This is a genomic window from Brevundimonas sp. EAKA, from assembly GCF_000698025.1.
Classification (GTDB): Bacteria; Pseudomonadota; Alphaproteobacteria; order Caulobacterales; family Caulobacteraceae; genus Brevundimonas; species Brevundimonas mediterranea_A.
This window is the reverse complement of record NZ_JMQR01000010.1, coordinates 14839-39383: the sequence shown is the minus strand read 5'-3', so window position 1 is coordinate 39383 and position 24545 is coordinate 14839. Positions and strand designations below refer to the sequence as shown.

Here is a 24545-nt window from a genome sequence, read left to right as displayed (position 1 = left end):
GCACCTGCCTAGAAGAGAGAAGTCATGATAGCAGCAGCTGCACTAGCAATCCTACTTCAGGCACATCCCGCGAGCGAAGCCCCTACTTCGTTTGCTGAACTCGGACATCTCCGAGGCTGGTTTAGTACCTGTGCGGCCTATGGATGGCGATTGAATGAGCAGCAGTTGCAGCGTTGGCAATCGGCTCTCATCCTGCAAGACACCATAGCAATCCCACAAGGTGAAGATCCTATAGCAGTCATGGAAGCGAGCACTGATCAGTTCGAGGCGGACCTCATCCGCTCATTCCGAGCTAGCGCAAAGTCTAGAACCGAACTGCGTGCATGGGCCGACCGCATTCGCAGCGGGTGCGATAGTGCGGCAGAGAATTTCTCATCTGTGTTGTCCCGGACGCCACAAACTGACGCCAAATGGAACGAGTTTGTCCAAACGGCTGAAAGCAAAATCCCACAACGCTGAACGCCGACGTCCGGTTGATAGAACGCACTGCGGCGGGGCCTACGCCCCCGCCACCCGCGCCAGATCGGCCGTGATCCGCTCCGCCACCTTCAGCCGCTCTTCCGCCGTCGGCCAGTCGCCCGACACCACGATCTTCTGATCTGGCCGGATCTTCCAGAAGGCCTGGTTCTTCTGAATCAGTCCAACCAATCCAATGGGATTGGGGAAGCTGTTGTCGCGCAGGGTCAGCACCGCGCCCCTCGGCCCGATGTCGATCTTTTCGATACAGGCCCGACGGCAGTTCGACTTGATGCCGACGATCTTCAGAAGCTGCTGCGCCTCGTCCGGCAGGGGGCCGAACCGGTCGATCAGTTCGGCGGCCAGGGCTTCGCGATCCTCGGCCTGTTCCGCGTCGGACAGGCGGCGATACAGGCTGAGACGGACGTTCAGGTCCGGGACGTATTCCTCTGGAATCAGGACGGAAGCCCCGACGTTGATCGACGGCGACCAGCCACGATCCACATTGGCCCCCTCGCCCTTCTCGCGCAGCTCGGCGACCGCGTCTTCCAGCATCTGCTGGTACAGTTCGACGCCGACCTCGCGGATATGGCCCGACTGTTCGTCGCCCAGAAGATTGCCGCCGCCGCGCTGGTCCAGGTCGTGGCTGGCCAGCTGGAAGCCGGCGCCTAGATTGTCCAGCGACTGCAAGACCTGCAACCGCCGCTCGGCCGACAGGGTCATCGGCTTCACCGCGTCCGTGGTCAGATAGGCGAAGGCCCGCGCCTTGGAGCGGCCGACCCGGCCCCGGATCTGATACAGCTGCGCCAGGCCGAACATGTCGGCGCGGTGCACGACCAGCGTATTGGCCGTCGGAATATCCAGCCCGCTCTCGACGATGGTGGTCGAGACCAGCACGTCGTACTCCCCCTCGTAGAAGGCGCTCATCACCTCCTCCAGCTGGGTCGCCGACATCTGGCCGTGGCCGACGACGAACTTCACCTCGGGCACCTGCTCGCGCAGGAATTTCTCGATGGCTGGCAGGTCCTTCAGGCGCGGCGCGACATAATAGGCCTGACCCCCGCGATATTTCTCGCGCAGCAGGGCCTCGCGCACCAGCACCGGATCCCACGGCGTCACATAGGTCCGCACCGCCAGACGATCGACCGGCGGGGTGGCGATGATCGACATCTCGCGAATGCCCGACAGGGCCATTTGCAGAGTGCGCGGGATCGGCGTGGCGGTCAGGGTCAGCAGGTGAACGTCGGCGCGCAGCGACTTCAGCTTCTCCTTGTGCTTGACGCCGAAATGCTGCTCCTCGTCGACGATGACCAGGCCCAGGTCGCGGAAGCCGACCTGTTCGGACAGCACCGCATGGGTGCCGACGACGATCTCCACCGAGCCGTCCTTCAGCCCCGCCCGCGTCTCTGACGCCTCCTTGGACCCGACCATCCGCGACAGCTGCCGCACCTTGACCGGCCAGCCGGCGAACCGTTCGGTGAAGGTCTTGTAGTGCTGACGCGCCAACAGGGTCGTCGGCGCCACAATGGCCACCTGCTGCCCCGTCATGGCCACGACGAAGGCGGCCCGCAGCGCCACCTCCGTCTTGCCGAAGCCGACGTCGCCGCAGATCAGACGATCCATCGGCGTGCCCTTGCCCAGATCCTCCAGCACGTCGCCGATGGCGTTCAGCTGGTCGTCCGTCTCCTCATAGGGGAAGCGGGCGCAGAATTCGGCGAACAGGCCCGGCGGCGGCACGACCGCGTCGGTCTCGCGCAGCGCCCGCTTGGCGGCGAGCGCAATAAGCCCCTCGGCCATGGCCCGCAGGCGCTCCTTGGCCTTTGACTTGCGCGCCTGCCAGCCGGCGCCGCCCAGCTTGTCCAGCTGCACCCCATCGGCGTCCGTGCCGTACCGGGTCAGAAGATCAATGTTTTCAACCGGCAGATAGAGTTTGCTCTCACCGGCGTACAACAGCTCCAGGCAGTCGTGCGGCGCCTGCTGGATCTCCAGCGTCTTCAACCCCTCATACCGCCCGATACCGTGATCCAGGTGCACCACCAGGTCGCCAGTGGTCAGGGCCGAGGCCTCGGCCAGGAAGTTCGAGGCCCGCCGCTTCTTGCGCGGCCGCGCCAGTCGGTCGCCCAGGATGTCGGTCTCGGAAATGACCGCGACATCATCCGTCGCAAACCCATGCTCGACCGGCAGGACGCCGCGCAGATACAGATCCTTCGGCGCGGCCAGCGCGTCAGCCCAGTCGCGCACGGCGACGATATGATCCAGGCCGTGGTCGGCCAGCATGGTCGCCAGCCGCTCAGACGAGCCTTCGGTCCACGAGGCGAACAGCACCCGCTTGCCGTCGGCCTTCAGCGCCGCCGCATGGGCCGCCACCGCCTCGAACAGGTTGACGCTGTCCTGCGACCGCTCGGCCGCAAAGGTCCGGCCCAGCCGGCCGCCGGCGTCCTCGCCGCCGCCCGAGAACGGCGTAAACCGCCGCACGGCCCGCCCCGCCAGGGCCTGGTTCCAGTCGCCGGCGTCCAGATACAGCGACCGGGGCGGCAGGGCGCGATTGGCCGCCGCGTGCCCTTTGGTTTTCGACGCTTCCGTCCGCCCCTCATAGGCGTCAGCGATCAGGTCCCACCGCTCGGCCCGCGCGCTCTCGGCCTGATTGTCGAGGAAGATCTGCGCCTGATCCGGCAGATAGTCGAACAGCGAATCCAGCGTCTCGTAGAACAGCGGCAGCCACTGCTCCATCCCCTGACGCCGCGCGCCCTCGCTGATGGTCGCATACAGGGGATCGTCGCCCGGCGCCCCGAACAGCTTCAGATAGCCAGTGCGGAAGCGCGAAATCGCCTCCGCATCCAGCAACGCCTCCGACACGGGCGCCAGCGACACCGCCGTCATCTGACCCGTCGATCTCTGGGTCTCGGGATCGAAGGTGCGGATCGACTCAAGTTCCGATCCGAACATGTCCAGCCGCACCGGCTCCTCGAAGCCCGGCGGGTACACATCCACCACCCCGCCCCGCACGGCGAACTCGCCCCGCTCCGACACGGTCGAGGCCCGGACATAGCCGTTGGCGGCGAAATACCGCTCCAGCGCCTGGATATCCAGATCGCGCCCCACCTTGGTCTCGAACCCCGCCTGGGTCGTCACCGACCTGGGCGGCGTCCTCTGCATGGCCGCGCCGACGGTCGTGACCACCAGAACCGGCGCGTCCCCCGTCTTGCGCTGGGCCAGCCGCGTCAGGGTCGCCATCCGCTGGGCGGCGATCCCCGCCGTCGGGCTCAGCCGGTCATAGGGCAGGCAGTCCCAGGCCGGATATTCAAGAATTTCGATATCTTGCGAGAAGAAGCGGAACGCCTGAACAAACCCGCCCGACCGCTGATAATCGCGCGCCACGAAGACGCCGACCCCGCCGCTGGCCTTGATCCGCTCGGCGACGACCAGGGCGTCCAGCCCCTCGGGCGCCCCGCCCAGATCAGCGTCGGTGCGGTGCTGCACAGTGACCTGTTGATCCATCAGCCGATGCCCTTGCCGACCTCTGCGGCCACATGCTCGCGCATGAAGGCGCGGACCTTGGCCATCACCGGCGTCTCGAACTCGGGCGGCGTCGGGTCACGTTCGATGATCCAGCCGTAGAGCCACTGATCCTCCTCGTCGATCAGCAGCTCGAGCTGGTCCAGTTCAGCGTCCGTCAGGGTCGGCGCCACCTGGTCCGAGAAGGGGCCCAGCACCATATCGGCCTCGCGGAAGCCGCGCCGCCAGGACCGGAACTGGATTCGGCCCAGCCGCTGTTTGCGCTCCAGGGCCGCCTGGTCGCCACTGTCGTCTTGGGGATGCGCGTCGATGTCGGTCACAAGGATCCTTGCCCGTTGAATATGCCAGGTGCGCTCAAGCAGAGAGCCGCCGCGCGGCGCGCGATCGCGCACCCGGAATGGAAGAAGCGCAGATAGCCTTCCTGAACGGACTTCGCCACCCGTCATGGTCACGCTATGTTCCCGGCGATGCGTCCGCAGATTCTCTTTCCCCTGTTCGCCGAGGTCTCCAGCCTGAAGGGCGTGGGCCCCCGCATCCTGCCCCTGGTGCATAAGGTGGCGGGGCCGCTGGTGCGCGATCTGGTCTTCCTCAGCCCCTCGGGCGTCATCGTGCGCCGGCCCATGGAGGCCGCGACCGCCGTGGACGGCGAGGTCGGGATCTTCGAGATCGTCATCGACCGCCTGTTCGTCCCCAGCCGCCCCGGCGCCCCGCTGAAGGTCCGCGCCAGCGACGCGACCGGCTTCGTTCACCTGGTCTGGTTCGGCGGCTCGCCCCAGCATATCGACCGGCTGCTGCCGCGCGGCGAGACCCGGCTGGTCTCGGGCAAGGTCGAACGCTTCAACGGCGAGGTCCAGATCGTCCACCCGGACATCGTCACCCTGGACAAGGCCGCCGACATCCCGGCCTCCGAACCCGTCTATCCGGCGACCCAGGGCTTGACCTCGCGCCAGCTGCGCAAACTGGTCCAGGCCGCCCTGCCCGCCGCCCCCGACCTGCCGGAATGGCAGGACCCCGCCTGGCTGAAGAAGCAGAACTGGCTGTCCTGGCGCGCCGCCCTGGACGCCCTGCACGCCCCGGCGGGCGAGCTGGACCTGACGCCCGACGCCCCCGCCCGCCAGCGCCTGGCCTATGACGAATTCCTGGCCCATCAGCTGGCCCTGGCCCGCCGCCGTCGCGCCCGCGAGATCAAGCCCTCGCCCGTCATCGCCCCCGGCTCCGCCTCAGACCACCTGCTCCAGGCCCTGCCCTTCACCCTGACCAACGCCCAGGCCCAGGCCGTCGCCGAAATCCGCCGCGACCTGGCCTCCGGCAAACAGATGGGCCGGCTGCTTCAGGGCGACGTCGGCTCGGGCAAGACCGCCGTCGCAGCCCTGGCCCTGGCCGACGCGGCCTCCAGCGGCTTCCAGTCCGCTTTGATGGCCCCGACCGAAATCCTGGCCCGCCAGCACTACGAGAAACTCGGCCCCCTGCTGGAGGCGGCCGGCGTCGCCTCCGTCCTGCTCACCGGCCGCGACACCAACGGCCAGCGGCGCGAGAAACTGGCAGCCCTGGCCTCCGGTCACGCCCAGGTCGCCATCGGCACCCACGCCCTGTTCCAGGACGCCGTCCGCTTCGACCGCCTGGCCCTGGCCGTCATCGACGAACAGCACCGGTTCGGCGTCAGCGAGCGCCAGCGGCTCCAGGCCAAGGGTGATCCGCGCCTCGGCGCCGTCCACCTGCTGACCATGTCGGCCACCCCCATCCCCCGCACGCTTGAGCTGACCCAGTACGGCGAGCTGGAGGTCAGTCGCCTGATGGAGAACCCGCCCGGCCGCACCCCCGTCACCCCCGCCGTCGTCCCCCTGGCCCGCATCGGCGAGGTCGCCGCCCGGCTGAAGACGGCGCTGGACGCCGGCGCCCAGGCCTATTGGATCTGCCCCCTGGTCGCCGAATCCGAAGCCATCGACCTCGCCGCCGCCGTCGACCGCGCCGACGACCTGCGCCGCCTGCTGGGGGTCGAGGTCGGCCTGGCCCACGGCCAGATGCCCGGCGCCGAGCGCGAAGCCGTCATGGCCGACTTCGCCGACGGCCGCCTCCCCCTGCTGGTCGCCACCACCGTGGTCGAGGTCGGGGTGGACGTGCCCAACGCCTCCATCATGGTCATCGAACACGCCGACCGCTTCGGCCTGGCCCAGTTGCACCAGCTGCGCGGCCGCGTCGGTCGCGGCTCGAAGGCCAGTTCCTGCATCCTGCTGTACGGCGGCCAGGACGGCGCTCTCGGAGAAACCGCCAAGGAACGCCTCGAGACCCTGCGCCGCACCGAGGACGGCTTCGTCATCGCCGAGGAAGACTTCCGCCTGCGCGGCGGCGGCGACCCCCTGGGCCTGAAACAGAGCGGCTTCCCCGCCTACCGTTTCGCCGACCCGATCCGCCACCGGTCCCTGATGCTGGCCGCCGCCGACGACGCCCGCCTGATCCTCAACCGCGACCCCGACCTGGCGTCCGAACGCGGTCAGGCGGTTCAGGTGCTGGAGGAGTTGTTCGACTGGAAGGGCCACAAGTCGGGAGCGGATTGAAGGGGACGCCCACGCCCACGTCCGTCATCCTGGGCCTTGCGCCTAGGATCCAAAGACTCGACCGGCTAGAACGCCCCGGATGTTGCGCCTGTCAGAACTCAAACTGCCCCTCGACCACCCGCCGGAGGCCTTGCCCGCCGCGATCGCCGCCCGCCTGGGCGTGCCGCCGCACGATCTTATCTCCTGGTCGATATGGAAGCGGGCGCACGACGCCCGCAGAAAATCCGCGATTCTGAAAGTCTACATCCTCGACGTCGAGGTGAGGGATGAAGCGGCGGTGCTGACCCGCCTTGCGGACGACGTCCACGTGGCGCCGACGCCGGACGTCGCCTATCGCCCGGTCGCGGTTGCGCCCAGGACCGAGCGCCTGCGGCCGGTCGTAATCGGGGCCGGGCCGTGCGGCCTGTTCGCCGGGCTGATCCTGGCCGAGATGGGGTTTAAGCCGATCATCCTCGACCGCGGCAAGGTGGTTCGGCAGCGGACCAAGGACACCTGGGGCCTGTGGCGGAGCAGCAAGTTGGACCCGGAATCCAACGTGCAGTTCGGCGAGGGCGGCGCGGGCACCTTCTCCGACGGCAAGCTCTACAGCCAGATCAAGGATCCGCGTTTCCTGGCCCGCAAGGTGTTGACCGAATTCGTCGCGGCCGGGGCGCCGGAGGAAATCCTCACCGAGGCCCACCCGCACATCGGCACCTTCCGCCTGGTGACCATGGTCGAGGCCATGCGCGAGAAGATCGAACGGCTGGGCGGCGAGTACCGCTTCGAGCACCGGGTCACGGACATCGATCTCGACAAGGGCGCCCTCCGGGGCGTGCGCCTGCACACCGGCGAGACGCTGGAGGCCGACCACGTCGTCTTCGCCATCGGCCATTCGTCGCGCGACACCTTCCAGACCCTCTACGACCGCGGCGTCCATATCGAGGCCAAGCCGTTCTCGATCGGCTTCCGCATCGAGCATCCGCAGTCGTGGATCGACCGGGCCATGTTCGGCCCCTGCGCCGGCCACCCTGATCTGGGCGCGGCGGCCTATACGCTCTCGCACCACTGCTCGAACGGCCGCACCGTCTACAGCTTCTGCATGTGCCCGGGCGGCACCGTGGTCGCGGCCACCAGCGAGCCCGGCCGCGTCGTGACCAACGGCATGAGCCAGTATTCGCGCAACGAGCGCAACGCCAACTCCGGCTTCGTGGTCGGCATCTCGCCCGAGGATTACGGGAGCGACCACCCGCTGGCCGGCATCGAACTGCAACGGGATCTGGAGACCCGCGCCTATGCGGCCGGCGGCGGGGACTATTTCGCGCCGGGCCAGCTGGTCGGCGACTTCCTGGCGGGCCGCCCCTCGACCGCGCTGGGCGAGGTCGTCCCCAGCTACAAACCGGGCGTCCGCCCGACCGACCTGGCGCCCCTGATGCCCGACTATGTGATCGCCGCCATGCGCGAGGCCCTGCCCGTCTTCGGCCGCAAGATCGCCCGCTACGACGACGCCCAGGCGGTTCTGACGGGGGTCGAAACCCGCAGTTCATCCCCGATCCGAATGACCCGCGGCGCCGACTTCCAGAGCCTGAACGTGCGCGGCCTCTTCCCTGCCGGCGAAGGCGCCGGCTACGCCGGCGGCATCCTGTCGGCCGCCGTCGACGGCATCAAGGTGGCCGAAGCCGTCGCCCGGTCGATGGTGGCGGAGGGGACGGCGTAGGCAAAAGGCGGCGCATCGCCGCAATCATGCGACAATCCGGACCTCGCCCGAGGGAGCTGATCGGCTTTCCGGCCGCTAGCCTAAGACAGTTCCCGACCCAAGTCGGAAGTTTGCAAGTCAGAACCTCCCGTAGCAACCTTATCGGGCGAATGATCAAAGGCAGGCGTATGAAGCGCGGAACTTGGAGGGCGAGATGGCGAGACAACCCGCGCATGATCCGGCGGAGGCAGTAGATCGACTACGCCACTCCACGCGGCGGATAATGAACGCGGTACGTTGGGCCCGAGCGGTCAACGCGGTCTGGCGCACTTTCAATCGCCATGAAGCTCGGCAAGAAATAGCTGATAGCCCCGCATCCCCTGCGGCGCACGTGTATGAGCGGACAACGCTCGATGCCCAGATTATGATGATAGCCCGCGTGTTTGACACGCCAGGCCGTCCCAATATCCTAACCCAAAATCGGATGAGTTTTCCGGTTTGCCGGACGCTCATGGAGCAGCCCGGCGTAATGGAGTTCTTGCTGGGCCAATCGGAGGATTGGAACGAACTCGGAGCAGCCAATCGAGATCGCCTCACTGCAAGACATGAGGCGTTTATCGAGGTGCTGACGACGCTCAACAATGAGGAGCCGAACCGTGTCAATCTGGTCCGGGCGTTCCGAGACGAGAATATAGCTCATGAGCTGCGATTCGACGTTCTGCCGCAGCGTCCGCAGTATGATCACATCCACGGGCTGGTGGATGAAGCCTCCGTGCTTATCAGCCACCTCGTGCTCATCGTGGAGGGTGCGACTATTCGTTGGCAGGACGGCGACGTGGACGGAAGCGTCACGTGGTTATGGAACGCAGTCGCTGATGCGAGCCGACGCTCCGACTAGTGGAGAAAGTTCCGATATCGACGTCCGCGTCCCACCCTCTGCCGAACTCAGGAGCGCCCGCTCGTCGGCCGCACTTTGAAAGTCCGGTTTCGGCGCTGAAGCCCATGATGCAAACTGACCATTGCGGACTCTGAACCCCGATAAGCTTAACGAGCAGCGAATCGCCGCCGAACTCGCGAAGGCAGTATCTTCAGCCAACTGACCAAGCCTGCGAACAACCCGTACTTAGTGACCTCCCACTCCCGCTTGAGCAAAGTCTGAGCCGTCGACAAGGCGTCATCGATCTTTCCGATATATTCGTCGTGACTCCCAACTCTCACAAGATCGTCCAGCTTCCCTTTTAGGCTTAAGTGCAAAGACTCTGACGGATTTAGCCGCAAGAGAACTCTCCGATGCGCCGCCATCGATAGATGGGCCTGTTCTGTCAGATCCGCCGCGCCCGCAAGCGTAGTGCCTGTGTCTCGCACTAATTTGGCGATCCGATCGGACGTCGCGAAGACTTCTGCCAGATCGTCTCTCAGGGCATTTATCCAAGCTTGGCGAAGCTGGGCTATAGCAACGCCGCGAGCGATCAACGCAGCGACAATAGATCCAATGCCGAACACGGCAAGAAAAGCTGTCCAAGTCGAGTTCATCTTCCCCCCAGCCGATAGGCCGCTACGCGTTGGCGTTGTCGCCGCTCCCTGACAAGCCGTCTAGCTATACCGTGGACTCCAGTAAGCTTCGCGGGGTGAAACCGCAAAAATATGCGTGTCCGCTACCCACCCCGAACAGACAGCCAGCACGTCCGCTTTCCAGCGCGGCCCTACTGAAAGCAAATGTTAGGAGAGCGGTTCGCATAGATGAACCAAGAACGGCAAACGAAGCTCTCCCCTCCTAATTTCCCGAACTGAACCTAATACTTTCAACACCCTAACGCGCCCCAACCGCCATCGACCAACCACGCATCCAGACTGTGTTAGCCTCGTCGTCCGGTCTTTGACATCGGGCGCGCGCCGCAGTCCGCCTGCGCCGTCCGCTCCCCATCAACGCCACAATCGTCGCCCCTGGCGCCTTTGGCGCCTTTGGCACGGTTGTCACCCTGTTTTCGCGCCAAACCGACCGGCCTCAGCCGATCCTAACGCCACAGCAGTCGCCCCATGGCGCATTTGGCGGTTTGGCGGTTTGTCACCCTGTTTTTACGACAAACCGACTGGCCTCAGCCGATCATGCAGCGCCAGCCGTCGAACCCGACCTCGACATTCGCCGGAACAATCGCCGACAGTTCCTTGTAATCCATGTCGATATGCAGGTTCGTCAGCACGGCCCGCTCGACATCCGCCGCCGCAATCCACTCCAGCGTCCGGTCCAGATGGGCATGGGTCGGATGGGGGGTGTAGCGCAGGGCGTCGACGATCCAGACCTGACACCCCGCCACCGCGCGGATCGCCGCCTCGTCCAGGTCCGACACGTCGCTGGAATAGGCCATGTCGCCCAGCCGATAGCCGACCGACCGGATCGGCCCGTGCCCCTGGTCGAAGGTCACGACCGGGATCGCGCCCCCCGGCCCCTCCACCGACCAGGCCGTCCCGTGCGGCGGAATGACCTGGGCGTCCAGCAGCGGCGGATAGCCGAACTTGCTCTCGAAGATATAATCGAACCGGTGCGACAGGGACGTCAGGGTCGCCTCGTCCATCCAGGCCGGGATCCGCTTGCGCGCCCGCGTGGCGAAGGTCCGCAGGTCGTCGATCCCATGGGTCTGGTCCGCATGGTCGTGGGTATAGAGGACGGCGTCCACATGCCGGGTCTCGCTCGCCAGCATCTGTTCGCGCAGGTCCGGCGAGGTGTCGATCAGGATGTTGGTCATCCCCTCCGCCCCGGTCTTTCTCGCCAGCATCGAGCAGCGCGTCCGCCGGTTCCTCGGCTCGGCCGGGTCGCAGACGCCCCAGTCGCCATCGCCCCGCGGCACCCCGCCCGAGGATCCGCTGCCCAGGATGACGACTTCGAAGCTCATGCCGATCTCGGTATCCGGTCAAAGAGGCCGAAGAAGGCCTCGGTGGTTCTCTGGCCCGCCTCCTCGGCGCTCCAGCCCCGGATCTCGGCCAGCTTGTCCAGCACATGGCTGATATAGGCCGGCTCGTTGCGCCGCCCCCGATGCGGGATGGGCGCCAGATAGGGGCAGTCGGTCTCGACGATTATACGCTCGGCCGGCATGTCCCGGATCACCGCCCGCACATCCTCGGCCCCCTTGAAGGTGGCGATCCCCGAAACCGAGAACCAGGCCCCCAGTTCCGCAGCGATTCTCGCCAGTTCCGCCCCGCTGGTGTAGCAGTGCATCAGCATCTTGAACGGCCCGGCGGCGTGCTCCTCCTTCAGGATCGCCCCCATGACCTCATCCGCCTCGCGGGTATGGATCACCAGCGGCAGACCGGTCTCCCGCGCCGCCGCCACATGCTGTCGGAACACCGCCGCCTGGATCTCTCGCGGGCTGAAGTCATAGTGGAAGTCCAGGCCGCACTCGCCGATCCCCACCACCTTGGGTCGCTGCGCTAGCTCCACCAGGGTCGCCGCCGTCAGGTCCGCCGCATCCTTAGCCTCGTGCGGATGGACCCCGACCGTGCACCAGATGTCGTCATTGGCCATGGCGATCCCATGGGTCGCCTCGAAGGTGGACAGCTTGTCGGAGATCTCGACCATCAGGCCGACCCCGGCCTCGCGCGCCCGGGCGATCACCGCGTCCCGGTCCTCGTCGAACTGGGGCGCGTGCAGGTTCACATGGCTGTCGATCAGCATCAGCCCATCCGCTCCTGCTGGGCCTGGACCCGCCTCAGGTCCGCCAGCGCCCCGGCCAGCACATCGGCCTTGTCCAGGTTCAGCCCCGCCGCCCGCTCCGGCAAGGGCTGCAGCCGCTCCCAAAGCTCGGCCCAGCGGTTCGCCGCGCCGGACGGACTGCTCAGGGCCTGCATCCGCACCGCCGCGATCAGCCGGTCCATCAGGGTCTCGAACCGCTCCTGGCCTTCCGCGCCCCGGAACTTGTCGGCGATGGCCAGGGCCTCGGCCCGGTCCACATCCCCCTCGACCCAGCGCCGCGCCAACTGGTCCATCTCGAAGGTCGCCCCCGACGCCAGGGCCAGGGCCGCGCCCGGCGATCCGCCCGCCATGGCCGCCGCATGCTCGGCCTCCTCCGGCTCGGCCCCCGTGCGGTTCCGCACCAGGGCCTCCAGCCGCTCCGGCGTCCAGATGGGGAAGCTCAGCCGCCGACAGCGCGACCGGATCGTGGCCAGCAGCCGCCCCGGCGCGTGGGTCACCAGGAACAGCACCCCCCGCTCGGGCGGCTCCTCCAGAACCTTCAGCAAGGCGTTGGCCGCATTGATGTTCAGGTCGTCGGCCGCATCGATGATCGCCACCCGGTGCTGAGCCTGGGACGGGCTCTTGGAAAAGAACTCGGGCAGGTCGCGCGACTGATCGACCGAGATCGACTTCTTGGTCTTGCCGCCCTCGACCAGCCGTTCCAGCACCAGCAGGTCGGGATGCGACTGGGCCGAGATCAGCCGGCTGACCGGATCCTCGCGCCGCGCGCCCAGCGGCCCGCGCGCCGGATCAGCCGCCGCCCCCAGCAGCCGCCGCGCCGCGCGATAGGCGAAGGTCGCCTTGCCCGTTCCTTCGACCCCGCACAGCAGCCAGGCATGGTGCAGCCGTCCCCGCTCCCAGGCGTCCAGAAAGGCCGCTTCCGCCGCAGCGTCGGGGACCAGGTCGAACCGGTCGCGGGGATGATCGTCGCTCACAGCAACCGGTCCTGGACCGCCTGCCAAACCCGCGCCTCGACCTCGTCCAGCGATCCCACGGCGTCGATCAGCACGCACCGCTCCGGATGGGCCTCGACGATCCTCAGAAAGCCCTCGCGCAGTCGCTTATGGAACGCCAGCCCCTTGGACTCGAACCGGGTCTCGAACAGGCCGCGCCCGAACGCCCGCTCCAGCCCCACCTCGACCGGCAGGTCGAACACCAGGGTCAGGTCCGGCTGATCGTCTCCGACCACGCCCGCATCGATCTGTTCGATAAAGCTCTGGGCAACCCCGCCGCCGGCGCCCTGATAGGCCCGGCTGCTATCGGCGAACCGGTCGCACACCACCCAGTCGCCGGCCTCCAGCGCCGGCCGGATGGTCCGCTCCAGATGGTCCGAACGCGAGGCGTACATCAGCAGGGTCTCGGTCATGGCCGACCAGGGCTCGGCGTCGGTGGCCACGACCAGGTTGCGGATCACCTCCGCCCCTTTCGAACCTCCCGGTTCACGCGTCCGCACCACAGCGCGATCGCCCAGGACGGGCTGCAGCCGCTCGACCAGCCGTCCGACCTGAGTCGACTTGCCGGAGCCCTCGCCGCCTTCGAAGCTGATGAATTTTCCACGGGTCACGCGCCTTCATGGCGCGCGCGGCCCGCCGGACGCAAGCCCGTGCGCGCGATCAACTGCCCGATATCAACAGGGCGCCGACATAACCCTTCGCCACGACGGATTGGCGCGCAACCTCGGCCGCGTTGGCGCTCTCCCACGGACCGACCACGACATTATACCGCCCGCCATTCCGGTCGGCGCGCACCCATCCGCTCAAATGCTCCGCGATTCGGCTCGCCTCGCCCTGGTCCGAGAAAGTCCCCGCCTGCACCCAGAAGCTCGCGACCTCCGCAACGACAGCCACCGGAACGGGCGAAGGCGCGGGCGCCGGGGCCGAGCTTGGCGCTCTGGCCGGCCCTTCCGCCCGCAGGATCGTCCCGCCGCCCTGTCGGGGCGCGCGGCCCAGATACCGGACCCGCACCCGCCCGACGCCCTGCGACAGCATCCCCAGCTCCTGCGCCGCCTCCCGCGACAGGTCGATGATCCGACTGTCAACGAACGGGCCCCGATCATTGACCCGGACCACCAGCCGACGACCATTTTCCAGGTTGGTGACCTCGACCAGCCCCGGCAGCGGCAGGGTCTTATGCGCCGCCGTCAGCTGGTGCATGTCGAACCGCTCGCCGCTTGAGGTCGGCCGCCCGTTGAAGGCGTCCCCGTACCAGGAGGCCATACCGACCTCCTCGTAGTCCGGCTGCTCCTTGGGCGTGTACCAGCGTCCGCGCACCTGATAGGGCCGCATCGTCCCCGACACGATCGGCGCCGGATCCTTGACCACGGGAATTCCGCTCGCGCCGCCTTTGCCGCCGACGGTCGAACAGGCCGCCAGCAGCGAGAACAGGCCCAGGATCAGGCCGCTGCGCATCCATTGTCCGGTCGTCATCGGTCGCACCTCGCCTCGATCCTCAAAAACAGGATGACCGAAGACATTTCCGCTTTGGTTAATGCGCCGTTCGCCTGCTATGGCGTCCGCCTCCGCTCAGCGCGGCAAGGAAGTGTGGCCGAGTGGTTTAAGGCACTGGTCTTGAAAACCAGCGACGGTGAGAGCCGTCCGTGGGTTCGAATCCCACCGCTTCCGCCATTCCTGCCGACGATCCCACTGAGAGACCAGGTTCAGGTCACGCGACGCTTCTCAAGCTTCCGGGCCAGGGTGCGGCGATGCATGCCGAGGCGGCGAGCGGCTTCGGAGATGTTGAAGTCCGTCTCCACCAGGGTCTCGTGGATCCGTTCCCATTCCAGGGTCTTGATCGAGGTCGGGCGGCTGGTCAGGGGCGTCGCGGCGTCGCCCGACGCCTTGCCGAAGGCGGCTTCGATGTCATCGGTGCTGGCCGGCTTGGCCAGATAGTGACGGGCGCCCAGTTTGATCGCCTCCACCGCCGTGGCGATACTGGCGAAGCCGGTCAGGACGACGATGTTCATGTCGGCGTCAAAGGCGCGAAGGGTCGAGACGCACCCCAGGCCGGAGGCGCCGCCCAGTTTGAGATCGACCACGGCGAAGCCCGGCCGGTGAATTTTCAGCACCTCGGCCATCTGATCGGGGCCGTCCGCGCTGACCACCATATAGCCCCGCCGTTCGAAGGACTTGCGCAGGGTGCGCGAAAAGGATTCGTCGTCCTCAACGATCAACAGGGTCGGGGTTTCATCAGTCATCGGACATCTCCTGCGGCGCCAGGGCAGCGATGGGGAGGATCAACCGCACCTCGCCGCCGCCAGCTGGGGGATTGGACGCTTCAACCGCGCCGCCCAGCGAACGCATCACATTCACCAGAAGAAACAAGCCCAAACCCGCGCCGGGGCGATCCTTCGTCGAATTATAGGGTTTGCCCAGCCGCTCCAGAATCGTGGCTGGAAAGCCGGGCCCATTGTCGCGGATCGCAAATTCCAGCTGCCCGTCGCGAACGACCGGGGACACGAAGATGCGGCGAGCCCCCGCCTCCACCGCATTGTCGAACAGGACGCCGAAGACCTGACGCAGGGCGGGGTCGGCGATGACGCTCGGATCGGGTCCGGTCCATGCCGTGACCTCGACCCGGACACGGGCGTCACGGGCGCTCCAGCCCTGAACCACCTCGTTCAGAAACCGGCCCATGGTCGTGCGCATCGGCGCCTGGCCTCTCGCCTCGCCCGCCGACATCAGGATGCCGGTGACGATGGCCTTGCAGCGTTCGACCTCGGCCTGCATCACGTCCATGTCCTGCTTCAGGTCCGCATCAGCCTTCAGCATCGGCATCCTTCGCCAGTCGCTCAGTATGACCGACAGCGACGCCAGGGGCGTGCCCAGTTCGTGCGCCGCCCCCGAAGCCAGCAGGCCCATGCGCACGATGTGATCCTGTTCCGTCGCCTGCTGGCGCACATCGGCGACATATGCGTCGCGGGCGCGCAGATTGTCGTTGATCCGCGTCATGAACAGCACCAGCAGCACCGCCATCAGCAGGAAACAGATCAGGCTGCCCTGCATATAGAGGCTCAACAGAGCATCCTCGCTGTCGGGCGGCAGGTTCAGCGGCCGGTTGAATACGCCAAGGCCGGCGAAACACAGACTGGTGACGCCGATCAGCGACCAGGCGTAGACGGGGGCCAGAAGCACCGCGCCGAGCACGACCTGCAGCAGATAGAGGGCCACGAACGGATTGGCCGCGCCGCCGGTGAGGAAAAGCTGCCACGTCAGGGCCGCGACATCGGCCAGCAGGGCCAGCATGAGTTCCTGATCCGAGATGGCGTCCCGGCGCTGCGTCAGCGGGACGCTGACCAGATTGACCAGGGCCAGGCCGGCGGGTGCGATCAGCAGCCAGAAGACCGGCAGGCGGATGCCCATGACAAAATGGACCAGCAGTATGGTGGCGACCTGACCGGCGACGGCCAGCCAGCGCAACTGGATCAGCAGGCGAAGATTTCGCCGGTTCGCGGTTTCCTGCGACACCGCCGTCTCGCGCCAGTCGCCGATGCCCAGCAGCCGTTGAAGCGTCTTGGTCATTGCGCGGATCGGCGGCGCCGGACTTCGCGGACCAAGAGCCCGAAGCCGACAAGGGTCATCAGGGCCATGCCGAACCAGGTCAGGGCGTAGACGAGATGGCTATTGGGAAATTTCACGATGGTCAGACCGCCCCTGGGCCAGCCGTCGGGATTGGGCGTCGCGTCGGCGTCTATGAAATAGGGCGCGACATTGGACAGCCCCCGGGCCGCAGCGATGGCCGCAATGTCGCGAGAGTACCAGCGGTCGCCCGCCGGATCATTCGTGCGCAGAAAACCGCCCCTGGGTTCTGTGATGCGCAACAGGCCGGTCACCTGTTGTTCGCCCGTCGCCTGCCCGCCCGGTCGATCCTTCTGCAAACGACGCTGTGGCGTGACGAAGCCCCGATTGATCAGGATCGTGGCGCCGGCGTCGGTCTGCAGCGGCGTCATGACCCAGAATCCGGCGCCGTAATCCGTGACGGCCTGGACCAGGGTCTCCCGGTCATGTCGGAAAACGCCCCGCGCCGTGACGTGACGATACTGGTCCGTCTCTCTCGACACCGTCGGCCAGGCGTCCGGCTCCGGCGCGGGTTGCGGCGCGGCGTGCACACTCGCTTCGACCTGGGCGATCAGGTCGGTCTTCCACGCCAGTCGCTGCAACTGCCATCCGCCCAGGGCGACGAAGCCCGCAAACAGCAACGCCGCGCCGACGCCGGCCCAGAACAGGGTCGGCGACAGACGCGGCGCGATTGGGCCTTGGGCCTTGATGGCGATCTCCCGGGCCTGTCCTCAGGAGGACATCTGGCTCATTTCGTGGGTGGCGGGCATCATGTTGGTGTTCAGGTGGTACATCACCCACAGCGAACCCGACAGGGCGATGACCACCACGATGATCGTGAAGATCAGGGCCAGCATGGTCCAGCCGCCCTCCGACTTGGAGTTCATGTGCAGGAAGTAGATCATGTGGACCACGATCTGCACCACGGCGAACGCCATGACGATCAGGGCCGTCGCCTGGGGCGGCAAGGCGCCGGTCATCACCAGGGCGAACGGGATGGCCGTCAGGATCACCGACAGCACGAAACCGATCATATAGCTCCTGAAGGAGCCGTGATTGTGCGCCTCGTGACCCAGGTGGTCCACCTCGTGGGACTCGGGCGAGTGATCGTTCTTGTCGGCGCTCATCGAACCATGCCCAGCAGATAGACGAAGGTGAAGACGCCGATCCAGATGACGTCGAGGAAGTGCCAGAACATCGACAGGCACATCAGGCGGCGCTTGTTGGCGGGGATCAGGCCCTTCCAGCTGACCTGAACCATCAGCGTCACCAACCAGATGATGCCGAAGGTCACGTGCAGGCCGTGGGTGCCCACCAGGGTGAAGAAGGCCGACAGGAAGGCGCTGCGTTGCGGCGTCGCGCCTTCATGGATCAGGTGCGCGAACTCGTAGAGTTCGATTCCCAGGAAGGCCAGACCGAACAGGCCGGTGATCGCCAGCCAGATCAGGGTCTGGGGCCTGTTGTTCTTGTCCATCGCCAGCATGGCGAAGCCGTAGGTGATCGACGAGAACAGCAGCATGGCGGTGTTGACCGCCACCAGCTCCAGGTCGAACAGCTCCTTGGGTCCCGGCCCGGCGGCGTAGTTGCCGCCCAGGACGCCGAACACGGCGAACAGCATCGCAAAGATGAGGCAGTCGCTCATCAGATAGAGCCAGAAGCCCAGCATGGTGCTGGAGCCTTCCTCGTGATGCGGCTCCTCTTCCAGATGGAAGACGTTCGGGTCGATCTCAGTCGCGGTCGCGCTCATGGATCAGGCCTCCGTTCCGGCCAGGGCGCGCGTGCGCGCCTCTTCGGTTTCGCGCACCTCACCCTCAGGGATGTAGTAGTCGCGCTTGTAGTTGAAGGTGTGGGCGATCGAGACCGCCAGCACGCCCACGAAGGTCAGGGCCGCCAGCCACCAGATGTACCAGATCAGCGCCAGACCCATCACCAGGCACAGGCCCGAGATGATGACCCCCGTGCCCGTGTTCGAGGGCATGTGGATGGCGCGATAGCCGGAAAGCGGACGCTGATAGCCCTTCTTCTTCATGTCCCACCAGGCGTCGGAGTCATGGATGACCGGCGTGGAGGCGAAGTTGTAGGCGGGCGGAGGTGAAGAGGTGGCCCATTCCAGGGTGCGGCCGCCCCACGGATCGCCCGTGATGTCACGCAGCTTGTCGCGATTGATGATGGAGACCGCGAACTGGATGAACATGGCCGCGATGCCCAGGGCGATGACGCCTGCGCCGATGGCGGCGATGACGAACCAGATCTGCAAGGACGGGTCGTCGAACACCCGCATCCGGCGGGTCACGCCCATGAGACCCAGGACATACAGGGGCGCGAACGCCAGCCAGAAGCCCGGCACCCAGCACCAGAAGCTGACCAGCCCCCAGAACTTGTTGAGTCTGAAGCCGAAAGCCTTGGGCCACCAGAAGTTGATGGCGGCGAACAGGCCGAACAACACGCCGCCGATGATGACGTTGTGGAAGTGGGCGACCAGGAACAGCGAGTTGTGCAGCACGAAGTCGGCCGGCGGCACGGCCAGAAGCACGCCGGTCAATCCGCCGATCACGAAGGTCAGCATGAAGGCGACCAGCCACATCATCGGCAGTTCGAAACGGATACGGCCCCGATACATGGTGAAGAGCCAGTTGAAGATCTTCGCCCCCGTCGGGATCGAGATGATCATCGTGGTGATGCCGAAGAAGGAGTTCACCGACGCGCCCGAACCCATGGTGAAGAAGTGGTGGAGCCACACCAGGTACGACAGAATCGTGATCACGACCGTCGCGTAGACCATCGAGGTGTAGCCGAACAGCTTCTTGCCCGAGAAGGTCGAGGCGACTTCCGAGAAGACGCCGAACAGCGGCAGGATCAGGATGTAGACCTCAGGGTGGCCCCAGATCCAGATCAGGTTCACGTACATCATCGGGTTGCCGCCGAAGTCGTTCGTGAAGAAGTTGGTGCCGACATAGCGGTCCAGCGTCAGCAAGGCCAGGACGGCGGTCAGGACCGGGAAGGACGCCACGATCAGGACGTTGGTGCAGAGCGACGTCCAGGTGAAGATCGGCATCTTCATCATGCCCATGCCCGGCGCCCGCATCTTCACAATGGTGGCGATCAGGTTGATGCCGGACAGGGTCGTCCCCACCCCCGCGATCTGCAGCGCCCATATGTAATAGTCCACCCCGACGCCGGGGCTGTAGCCGATGCCGGACAGCGGCGGATAGGCCAGCCAGCCCGTGCGGGCGAACTCGCCGACGAACAGCGAGGCCATGACGATGATGGCCCCGGCCGTCGTCATCCAGAAGCTGAAATTGTTGAGGAAGGGGAAGGAGACGTCGCGCGCGCCGATCTGCAGCGGCACGACATAGTTCATGATCCCCGTCACCATCGGCATGGCCACGAAGAAGATCATGATCACCCCGTGAGCGGTGAAGACCTGATCATAGTGGTGCGCGTTCAGATAGCCTTCGGATCCGCCGAACGCCATCGCCTGCTGCAGGCGCATCATGATGGCGTCGGCGAAGCCGCGCACGAACATGATCAGACCCAGGATCATGTACATGATCCCGATCTTCTTGTGGTCCACGGTCGTGAACCATTCCTTCCAGAGATAGCCCCAGAGCTTGAAATAGGTCAGGGCGCCCAGCAGGGCGACGCCGCCCAGCAGGACCACGATCATGGTCACGACCAGGATCGGCTCGTGCAACGGCAGAGCCTCGAGCGTCAACCGCCCGAAGATGAGTGGAATGAGGGTGTCAGCGTTCATCGACTGTGTTCGCTCAGGCGTTGGGGGAGGAACGGACGTCGGTCGAAACCGCCCCCGTCGATTGTTTGTCTGTGGACAGCGACGCCATCGGCACGCCCTGGGTCAAACCCAGGCCCGACAAAGGCGCCAGGCTGACAGGGGCGCTGGCCGCGTCAAGTTCGGCCCGGCGGATGCGATTAGCGGCCGCAGCCTCGGCCTGCAGCGGCGTGCAGATGGTCATGACATAGCTGTCGTTCGAGCCGAAGATCGCCGCGTTCTTTCCGCGACCGGCGTACTTGTCATAGACCAGCGGCATGGTGTTGCGCACCGAGGCCATGGTCAGGCCGCCCTTGCGGTCGATTTCCATCATCTCGCCCATGCACATCTTGCCCGGCTCGACGCACATGTTGAGGATTGCGTCCCACAGGCCGCCGTCGACCGTGGAGAAACGCATCGCCGGCACCTTCTCGCTGGGCTTTTCCAGTTCGAGGTAACGGTCGCGATCCAGCGCCTGACCGCCCTGGCGAACCCCGGCGATCCAGCCGTCGAAGCCTGCCTGGTCCATACCGTGGAAGGCGAAACGCATGTGCGAGAAGCCGTCGCCGGAATAGTTGGCCGAGAAGCCTTCATACTCGCCCGGACGGTTGATGACGGCGTGCAGCTTCGTCTCCATGCCCGGCATGGCGTAGATCTGGCCGGCCAGGGCGGGAATATAGAAGGAGTTCATCACCGAGGACGAGGTGATGTGGAAGCGGATGGGGCGATCCACAGGCGCGGCCAGTTCGTTGACGGTGGCGACGCCGTACTGCGGATAGATGAACAGCCATTTCCAATCGAGCGCGACCACATTGACCTGCAGCGGCTCAACGCTTTCGTCCACCGCCTGCCCCGGCTTGATCCGGTCAATGGGGCGGTAAGGATCGAGAAGGTGAGTGCCGGCCCAGGTCAGGGCGCCCAGGCAGATGATGATCAGCAGGGGCGCAGCCCAGATCACGACCTCCAGATGGGTCGAGTGATCCCAGTCCGGTTGGTATTCCGCGTCCTTGTTCGACGCCCGGTACTTCCAGGCGAAGAATACGGTCAGCGCCATCACTGGAACGATGATGATCAGCATCAGCAGGGTGGAGATCATCAGCAGGTCGCCCTGCTGCTGGGCGATGTCGCCGGCGGGTTTCAGCACGACCAGATTACAGGCCGACAGAAGCGCCACCATGGGCACGAGCAGGAGTAGGCGCAGACGGCGCAAGGCGGCTCCAATCGGGAAACATCGGACAACAGGGAGGAGTCGCGACGGTTGGCGTTCGAACTGGGCCGGATAGTCAGCTTCGATCAGAAACGACATTGGACAATCTGTCCTATCCTCAGATCGCGACTTTCGTCGCAAAGGGCGCCCGGTCATAATGCGGCATTACCGACGCATGCCCAAATCTCAAATATCACGGAGCGATCCCAGCCCATGTCCGTCTCGACGACCCCTTCGTCAGAGTCGCTGGAACGCGACGCCGCAGCCCTCCACTCCGATCACGGCAAGGTGGACGCCGGCGAAATCGCCATCGGCGTGATCATTGGCCGGACGTCGGAGTTCTTTGACTTCTTCGTCTACGCCATCGCTTCCGTGGTCGTGTTTCCGCAACTGATCTTCCCGTTCGCCGGGCCGATCGGCGGCACGCTGCTGTCCTTCGCGATCTTCGCACTGGCCTTCCTGGCCCGCCCTTTCGGCACGGCCCTGTTCATCGCCATCGACCAGAAGTTCGGGCGCGGCGCCAAGCTTACCATAGCGCTGTTCCTGCTGGGCACCTCGACCGTCGCGGTGGCCTTCCTGCCCGGCTATGAAACCATCGGCATCGCCGCCGCCGTACTGCTCGCTGTCTTCCGCATCGGTCAGGGCGTCGCGCTGGGGGGCGCCTGGGACGGCCTGGCTTCGCTTCTGGCGGTCAACGCCCCCGAGAATCGCCGCGGCTGGTACGCCATGATTCCCCAACTGGGCGCGCCCATCGGCCTGATCGTCGCCTCTGCCCTGTTCGCCTTCTTCCTGAACACCCTGTCGGCGGCCGACTTCCTGGACTGGGGCTGGCGCTATCCCTTCTTCGTGGCCTTCGCCATCAACGTCGTGGCCCTGTTCGCCCGCCTTCGCATCGTCGTGACCCCCAGCTTCCAGAAGCTGTTCGAGACCCGCGAGTTGCAGCCCACTCCGGTCCACACCGCCATCAAGGCGGAAGGCCCCCGGATCGCCATCGGCGCCTTCGCCCCCCTGGCCAGCTTCGCCATGTTCCACATGGTCACCGTCTTCCCCCTGTCCTGGGTCTTCCTGTTCACCCAGGAAACGCCGGTCCGCTTCCTGCTGATCGAAATGGTCGGGGCCGTTTTCGGCCTGCTGGCCATCCTCGCTTCGGGCGTTTTGGCCGATCGCTACGGCCGACGCGCCCTGCTGGCGGTCACCGCCGCCGGCATCGCCGCCTTCTCGGGCTTCGCCCCCCAGTTGCTGAACGGCGGGGCGATCGGCGAGCTGACCTTCATGATCTCCGGCTTCATCCTGCTGGGCCTGTCGTTCGGTCAAGCCTCCGGTCCGGTGGCGTCCAGCTTCTCCCTAGCCAACCGCTATACATCGTCGGCCCTGACCTCGGACCTGGCCTGGCTGTTCGGCGCCGGCTTCGCCCCCCTGGTCGCCCTGTGGATCTCGAGCCAGTTCGGCCTGATCGCCGCCGGCGCCTATCTGCTGTCCGGCGCGATCTGCACCCTGGTCGCTCTGTGGCTCAACCGCGAACTGGCCCGCAGTTCCTCGGACAAGACCCCCGCCCCCAAGGCGTGATCCGCTTCAGCCGGATCGGAAAGCCCCGGTCTCGCCAGGCGGGACCGGGGCTTTTTTGTCGCCGCCGCGGCGGTGCGTCAGCGGCGGTCGTGCGGCAGACCGAACCTGTCGACGATCCGATATTCTATCACGGGTCCAGCACGGCTGCCTCCGGCTTCGGCTCTGCCGTGTTCAAGCCCGGCCAATCGCCCGAGCAGGTCGGTCGCAACGCCGCCGCCTTCGTGACGGCCTGGAACGGGCGGCGCGCGGAACGGCCTCTAGATCGCTTCGGCCGTCAGACGCATGACCAGGGTAAGGTGTTCGCCTGGCGCCAGTCGCGCCAGCCCGCCGGCCTCGCCCGGCGTCCCGTTCAGAATGTCCGGTCGGTGCGTCACCGGCTCGACACAGAAGAAGTCGGCCCCGACGGGAGCATAGACCTGGACCCAGTCCGCGCCCGCGCCGCCGTTCAGCACGATGCGGTGCCCGTCCCCGTCCAGCAGGGCCTCGCCGGTCCAGCCGGCGTAGGCGTGATCGACAAAGGGGGCCTCGGCCAGGGCCAGGCCGTCGCCCCAGTCCGCCACCGCATCCGGCGCCGCCAGCCGTTCGGGAATTCCGCGCGCGTCGGTCAGCCACACCCCCGTCGCCGAAAGCCTGAGCCGGGTGTCTGGATGTCTGGGGAAATAGGGATGCAGGCCCAGGCCGGCGGGCATGACCGTATCGCCGGTGTTGGTCACCGACAGGCTGATCTCCAGCCCCTGGTCCGTCAGCCTGACCGCCTGACGCGCCCGCCACGGCCAAGGCCAGCCGCCTGCTTGGGCCGCAGCCTGGTCCGACCAGTCCAGCCTCAGGTCGGCGCTCGCATCGTCGACGGCCTCGACCGCCCAGGGCTTCAGCCAGCCGTCTCCGTGATGGGCGTGGGGGGCGAACCGGTCCAGCGCGGTCAGCCTGACCTCGCGCCCCTCGAACACGAACCGCGCGTCGGCGATCCGGTTGGCGTAGGGGACTAGCGGGAAACAGGCGGTTTCCAGCAGGTCGGTCGCCCCCTTCGGCGTTGGCCGCAACACCGATCGGCCATGTAGGCTCAGGTCTAGGATCGCGCCGCCCAGACCCGGCGTCAGGGAGGCGCGCCAGTCTCCGGCGCGCAATTGGATTACGGCTTCGGCGCTCACGGACGGACGCGGTTCTGCGGCCGGTCCGCCTCGACCGGCTGGATCATGGTGAAGACGCCCGTTTCCGGGTCGAATCGATGCAGGCCGCCACCGACGCCGTAGACCAGCGAACCGTCCTCGGCCGGCAGGGCGAAGCCGGTCTGGTCCGGCGAGTCCCACAAGGCGGTCTCGCCGCTCCCGGACGTATAACGATGCAGCTTTCGACCCTTGATGTCGACGAACCACACCGCCTTGCGCTCGGCGTCCCATACTGGCCCCTCGCCCAGCTCCGCCCGGACGTCCCAGACCAGTTCCGGGGAGGTCGGCTTCGTTTCGCTCATGATTCGGCCCGCCGAATTGAAGGTGTTGATCTGGTGGTGGAAATCCGTCGCTGTAA

At 66.2% G+C, this 24545-nt stretch carries 20 protein-coding genes and 1 tRNA gene; 5 read left to right on the top strand and 16 right to left on the bottom strand.

Annotated features, from left to right (window positions below):
• Window positions 1–498: 498 nt before the first annotated feature.
• Both mfd and ER13_RS03000 read right to left on the bottom strand, forming a co-directional pair.
• The gene (gene mfd, locus ER13_RS03005; RefSeq protein WP_052004772.1) at window positions 499–3954 is read right to left on the bottom strand and encodes a transcription-repair coupling factor; all 3456 of its coding nucleotides are present in this window, start codon (window positions 3952–3954) and stop codon (window positions 499–501) included.
• Window positions 3954–4292: a succinate dehydrogenase assembly factor 2 gene (locus tag ER13_RS03000; protein ID WP_035306301.1), complete on the bottom strand. Its 339-nt coding sequence runs from the start codon at window positions 4290–4292 to the stop codon at window positions 3954–3956. Before ER13_RS03000 ends, mfd begins: the two co-directional genes overlap by 1 nt.
• A 147-nt stretch (window positions 4293–4439) precedes the next feature.
• Here ER13_RS03000 and recG point away from each other — a divergent pair, with 147 nt between their 5' ends.
• The 3 genes from recG to ER13_RS02985 all read left to right on the top strand — a co-directional run bounded on the left by recG (window position 4440) and on the right by ER13_RS02985 (window position 9097).
• Window positions 4440–6527 carry an ATP-dependent DNA helicase RecG gene (gene recG / locus ER13_RS02995; RefSeq protein ID WP_035306322.1) on the top strand — a complete coding sequence of 696 codons (2088 nt, stop codon included), beginning with the start codon at window positions 4440–4442 and terminating at the stop codon, window positions 6525–6527.
• 79 nt (window positions 6528–6606) lie between these two features.
• On the top strand, window positions 6607–8220 hold the full coding sequence (locus tag ER13_RS02990) for an NAD(P)/FAD-dependent oxidoreductase (RefSeq protein ID WP_035306298.1): 1614 nt from the start codon (window positions 6607–6609) through the stop codon (window positions 8218–8220).
• 193 nt (window positions 8221–8413) lie between these two features.
• Complete coding sequence (locus tag ER13_RS02985; protein WP_155988061.1) at window positions 8414–9097, top strand: hypothetical protein; 684 nt, start codon at window positions 8414–8416, stop codon at window positions 9095–9097.
• A 1198-nt stretch (window positions 9098–10295) separates the two neighbouring features.
• On the opposite strand, the gene ER13_RS02980 is transcribed toward ER13_RS02985, so the two are convergent.
• From ER13_RS02980 to ER13_RS02960, 5 genes are read right to left on the bottom strand one after another with little or no spacing between them, the layout of a single operon-like run.
• Window positions 10296–11090 (bottom strand): MBL fold metallo-hydrolase, encoded by a 795-nt coding sequence (locus ER13_RS02980; protein WP_035306294.1) that lies wholly within the window; start codon window positions 11088–11090, stop codon window positions 10296–10298.
• The gene (locus ER13_RS02975; protein ID WP_035306292.1) at window positions 11087–11869 is read right to left on the bottom strand and encodes a TatD family hydrolase; all 783 of its coding nucleotides are present in this window, start codon (window positions 11867–11869) and stop codon (window positions 11087–11089) included. The genes ER13_RS02980 and ER13_RS02975 overlap by 4 nt, the downstream gene beginning before the upstream one ends.
• Entirely contained in the window at window positions 11869–12861 is a 993-nt protein-coding gene (locus ER13_RS02970; RefSeq protein ID WP_035306289.1) for a DNA polymerase III subunit delta', read from the bottom strand. The genes ER13_RS02975 and ER13_RS02970 overlap by 1 nt, the downstream gene beginning before the upstream one ends.
• Window positions 12858–13490 carry a dTMP kinase gene (gene tmk / locus ER13_RS02965; RefSeq protein ID WP_035306287.1) on the bottom strand — a complete coding sequence of 211 codons (633 nt, stop codon included), beginning with the start codon at window positions 13488–13490 and terminating at the stop codon, window positions 12858–12860. Before tmk ends, ER13_RS02970 begins: the two co-directional genes overlap by 4 nt.
• A 49-nt stretch (window positions 13491–13539) precedes the next feature.
• Window positions 13540–14352, bottom strand: a complete 813-nt coding sequence (locus ER13_RS02960; RefSeq protein WP_035306284.1) for a septal ring lytic transglycosylase RlpA family protein — start codon at window positions 14350–14352, stop codon at window positions 13540–13542.
• A 108-nt stretch (window positions 14353–14460) separates the two neighbouring features.
• Here ER13_RS02960 and ER13_RS02955 point away from each other — a divergent pair.
• Window positions 14461–14550: transfer RNA gene (locus ER13_RS02955), tRNA-Ser, on the top strand.
• 32 nt (window positions 14551–14582) lie between these two features.
• Here ER13_RS02955 and ER13_RS02950 read toward each other — a convergent pair.
• From ER13_RS02950 to cyoA, 7 genes are all read right to left on the bottom strand, one after another.
• Window positions 14583–15119 carry a response regulator transcription factor gene (locus ER13_RS02950; RefSeq protein WP_035306281.1) on the bottom strand — a complete coding sequence of 179 codons (537 nt, stop codon included), beginning with the start codon at window positions 15117–15119 and terminating at the stop codon, window positions 14583–14585.
• Window positions 15112–16443 carry an ATP-binding protein gene (locus ER13_RS02945; RefSeq protein WP_008261611.1) on the bottom strand — a complete coding sequence of 444 codons (1332 nt, stop codon included), beginning with the start codon at window positions 16441–16443 and terminating at the stop codon, window positions 15112–15114. The genes ER13_RS02950 and ER13_RS02945 overlap by 8 nt, the downstream gene beginning before the upstream one ends.
• Window positions 16440–17120, bottom strand: a complete 681-nt coding sequence (locus ER13_RS02940) for an SURF1 family protein (RefSeq protein WP_035306279.1) — start codon at window positions 17118–17120, stop codon at window positions 16440–16442. The genes ER13_RS02945 and ER13_RS02940 overlap by 4 nt, the downstream gene beginning before the upstream one ends.
• A gap of 90 nt (window positions 17121–17210) precedes the next feature.
• Window positions 17211–17606: a cytochrome o ubiquinol oxidase subunit IV gene (cyoD, locus tag ER13_RS02935; protein WP_035306277.1), complete on the bottom strand. Its 396-nt coding sequence runs from the start codon at window positions 17604–17606 to the stop codon at window positions 17211–17213.
• Window positions 17603–18226, bottom strand: coding sequence for a cytochrome o ubiquinol oxidase subunit III (gene cyoC, locus ER13_RS02930; RefSeq protein ID WP_035306273.1), 624 nt, complete (start codon window positions 18224–18226; stop codon window positions 17603–17605). The genes cyoD and cyoC overlap by 4 nt, the downstream gene beginning before the upstream one ends.
• 3 nt (window positions 18227–18229) lie before the next feature.
• Window positions 18230–20233: a cytochrome o ubiquinol oxidase subunit I gene (gene cyoB, locus ER13_RS02925; RefSeq protein WP_035306270.1), complete on the bottom strand. Its 2004-nt coding sequence runs from the start codon at window positions 20231–20233 to the stop codon at window positions 18230–18232.
• Window positions 20234–20246: 13 nt separating this feature from the next.
• Window positions 20247–21458 carry a ubiquinol oxidase subunit II gene (gene cyoA / locus ER13_RS02920; protein WP_052004777.1) on the bottom strand — a complete coding sequence of 404 codons (1212 nt, stop codon included), beginning with the start codon at window positions 21456–21458 and terminating at the stop codon, window positions 20247–20249.
• A gap of 210 nt (window positions 21459–21668) precedes the next feature.
• On the opposite strand from cyoA, the gene ER13_RS02915 reads away from it, so the two are divergent.
• Window positions 21669–23021 carry an MFS transporter gene (locus tag ER13_RS02915; RefSeq protein WP_008260602.1) on the top strand — a complete coding sequence of 451 codons (1353 nt, stop codon included), beginning with the start codon at window positions 21669–21671 and terminating at the stop codon, window positions 23019–23021.
• 257 nt (window positions 23022–23278) lie between these two features.
• On the opposite strand, the gene ER13_RS02910 is transcribed toward ER13_RS02915, so the two are convergent.
• On the bottom strand, window positions 23279–24169 hold the full coding sequence (locus ER13_RS02910; protein WP_154726178.1) for an aldose 1-epimerase: 891 nt from the start codon (window positions 24167–24169) through the stop codon (window positions 23279–23281).
• On the bottom strand, window positions 24166–24489 hold the full coding sequence (locus ER13_RS02905; protein WP_008259108.1) for an SMP-30/gluconolactonase/LRE family protein: 324 nt from the start codon (window positions 24487–24489) through the stop codon (window positions 24166–24168). Before ER13_RS02905 ends, ER13_RS02910 begins: the two co-directional genes overlap by 4 nt.
• Window positions 24490–24545: the final 56 nt, after the last annotated feature.

What these genes read in the sequence shown, in the direction of transcription:
- ER13_RS02985 (WP_155988061.1), top strand. Translation starts at nt 8,414, where the DNA reads ATGGCGAGACAACCCGCGCATGATCCGGCGGAGGCAGTAGATCGACTA.
- ER13_RS02975 (WP_035306292.1), bottom strand. Translation starts at nt 11,869, where the DNA reads ATGCTGATCGACAGCCATGTGAACCTGCACGCGCCCCAGTTCGACGAG.
- ER13_RS02950 (WP_035306281.1), bottom strand. Translation starts at nt 15,119, where the DNA reads ATGACTGATGAAACCCCGACCCTGTTGATCGTTGAGGACGACGAATCC.
- cyoD (WP_035306277.1), bottom strand. Translation starts at nt 17,606, where the DNA reads ATGAGCGCCGACAAGAACGATCACTCGCCCGAGTCCCACGAGGTGGAC.
- mfd (WP_052004772.1), bottom strand. Translation starts at nt 3,954, where the DNA reads ATGGATCAACAGGTCACTGTGCAGCACCGCACCGACGCTGATCTGGGC.
- ER13_RS02960 (WP_035306284.1), bottom strand. Translation starts at nt 14,352, where the DNA reads ATGACGACCGGACAATGGATGCGCAGCGGCCTGATCCTGGGCCTGTTC.
- ER13_RS02905 (WP_008259108.1), bottom strand. Translation starts at nt 24,489, where the DNA reads ATGAGCGAAACGAAGCCGACCTCCCCGGAACTGGTCTGGGACGTCCGG.
- cyoC (WP_035306273.1), bottom strand. Translation starts at nt 18,226, where the DNA reads ATGAGCGCGACCGCGACTGAGATCGACCCGAACGTCTTCCATCTGGAA.
- recG (WP_035306322.1), top strand. Translation starts at nt 4,440, where the DNA reads ATGCGTCCGCAGATTCTCTTTCCCCTGTTCGCCGAGGTCTCCAGCCTG.
- ER13_RS02990 (WP_035306298.1), top strand. Translation starts at nt 6,607, where the DNA reads ATGTTGCGCCTGTCAGAACTCAAACTGCCCCTCGACCACCCGCCGGAG.
- ER13_RS02945 (WP_008261611.1), bottom strand. Translation starts at nt 16,443, where the DNA reads ATGACCAAGACGCTTCAACGGCTGCTGGGCATCGGCGACTGGCGCGAG.
- ER13_RS02980 (WP_035306294.1), bottom strand. Translation starts at nt 11,090, where the DNA reads ATGAGCTTCGAAGTCGTCATCCTGGGCAGCGGATCCTCGGGCGGGGTG.
- ER13_RS02915 (WP_008260602.1), top strand. Translation starts at nt 21,669, where the DNA reads ATGTCCGTCTCGACGACCCCTTCGTCAGAGTCGCTGGAACGCGACGCC.
- cyoB (WP_035306270.1), bottom strand. Translation starts at nt 20,233, where the DNA reads ATGAACGCTGACACCCTCATTCCACTCATCTTCGGGCGGTTGACGCTC.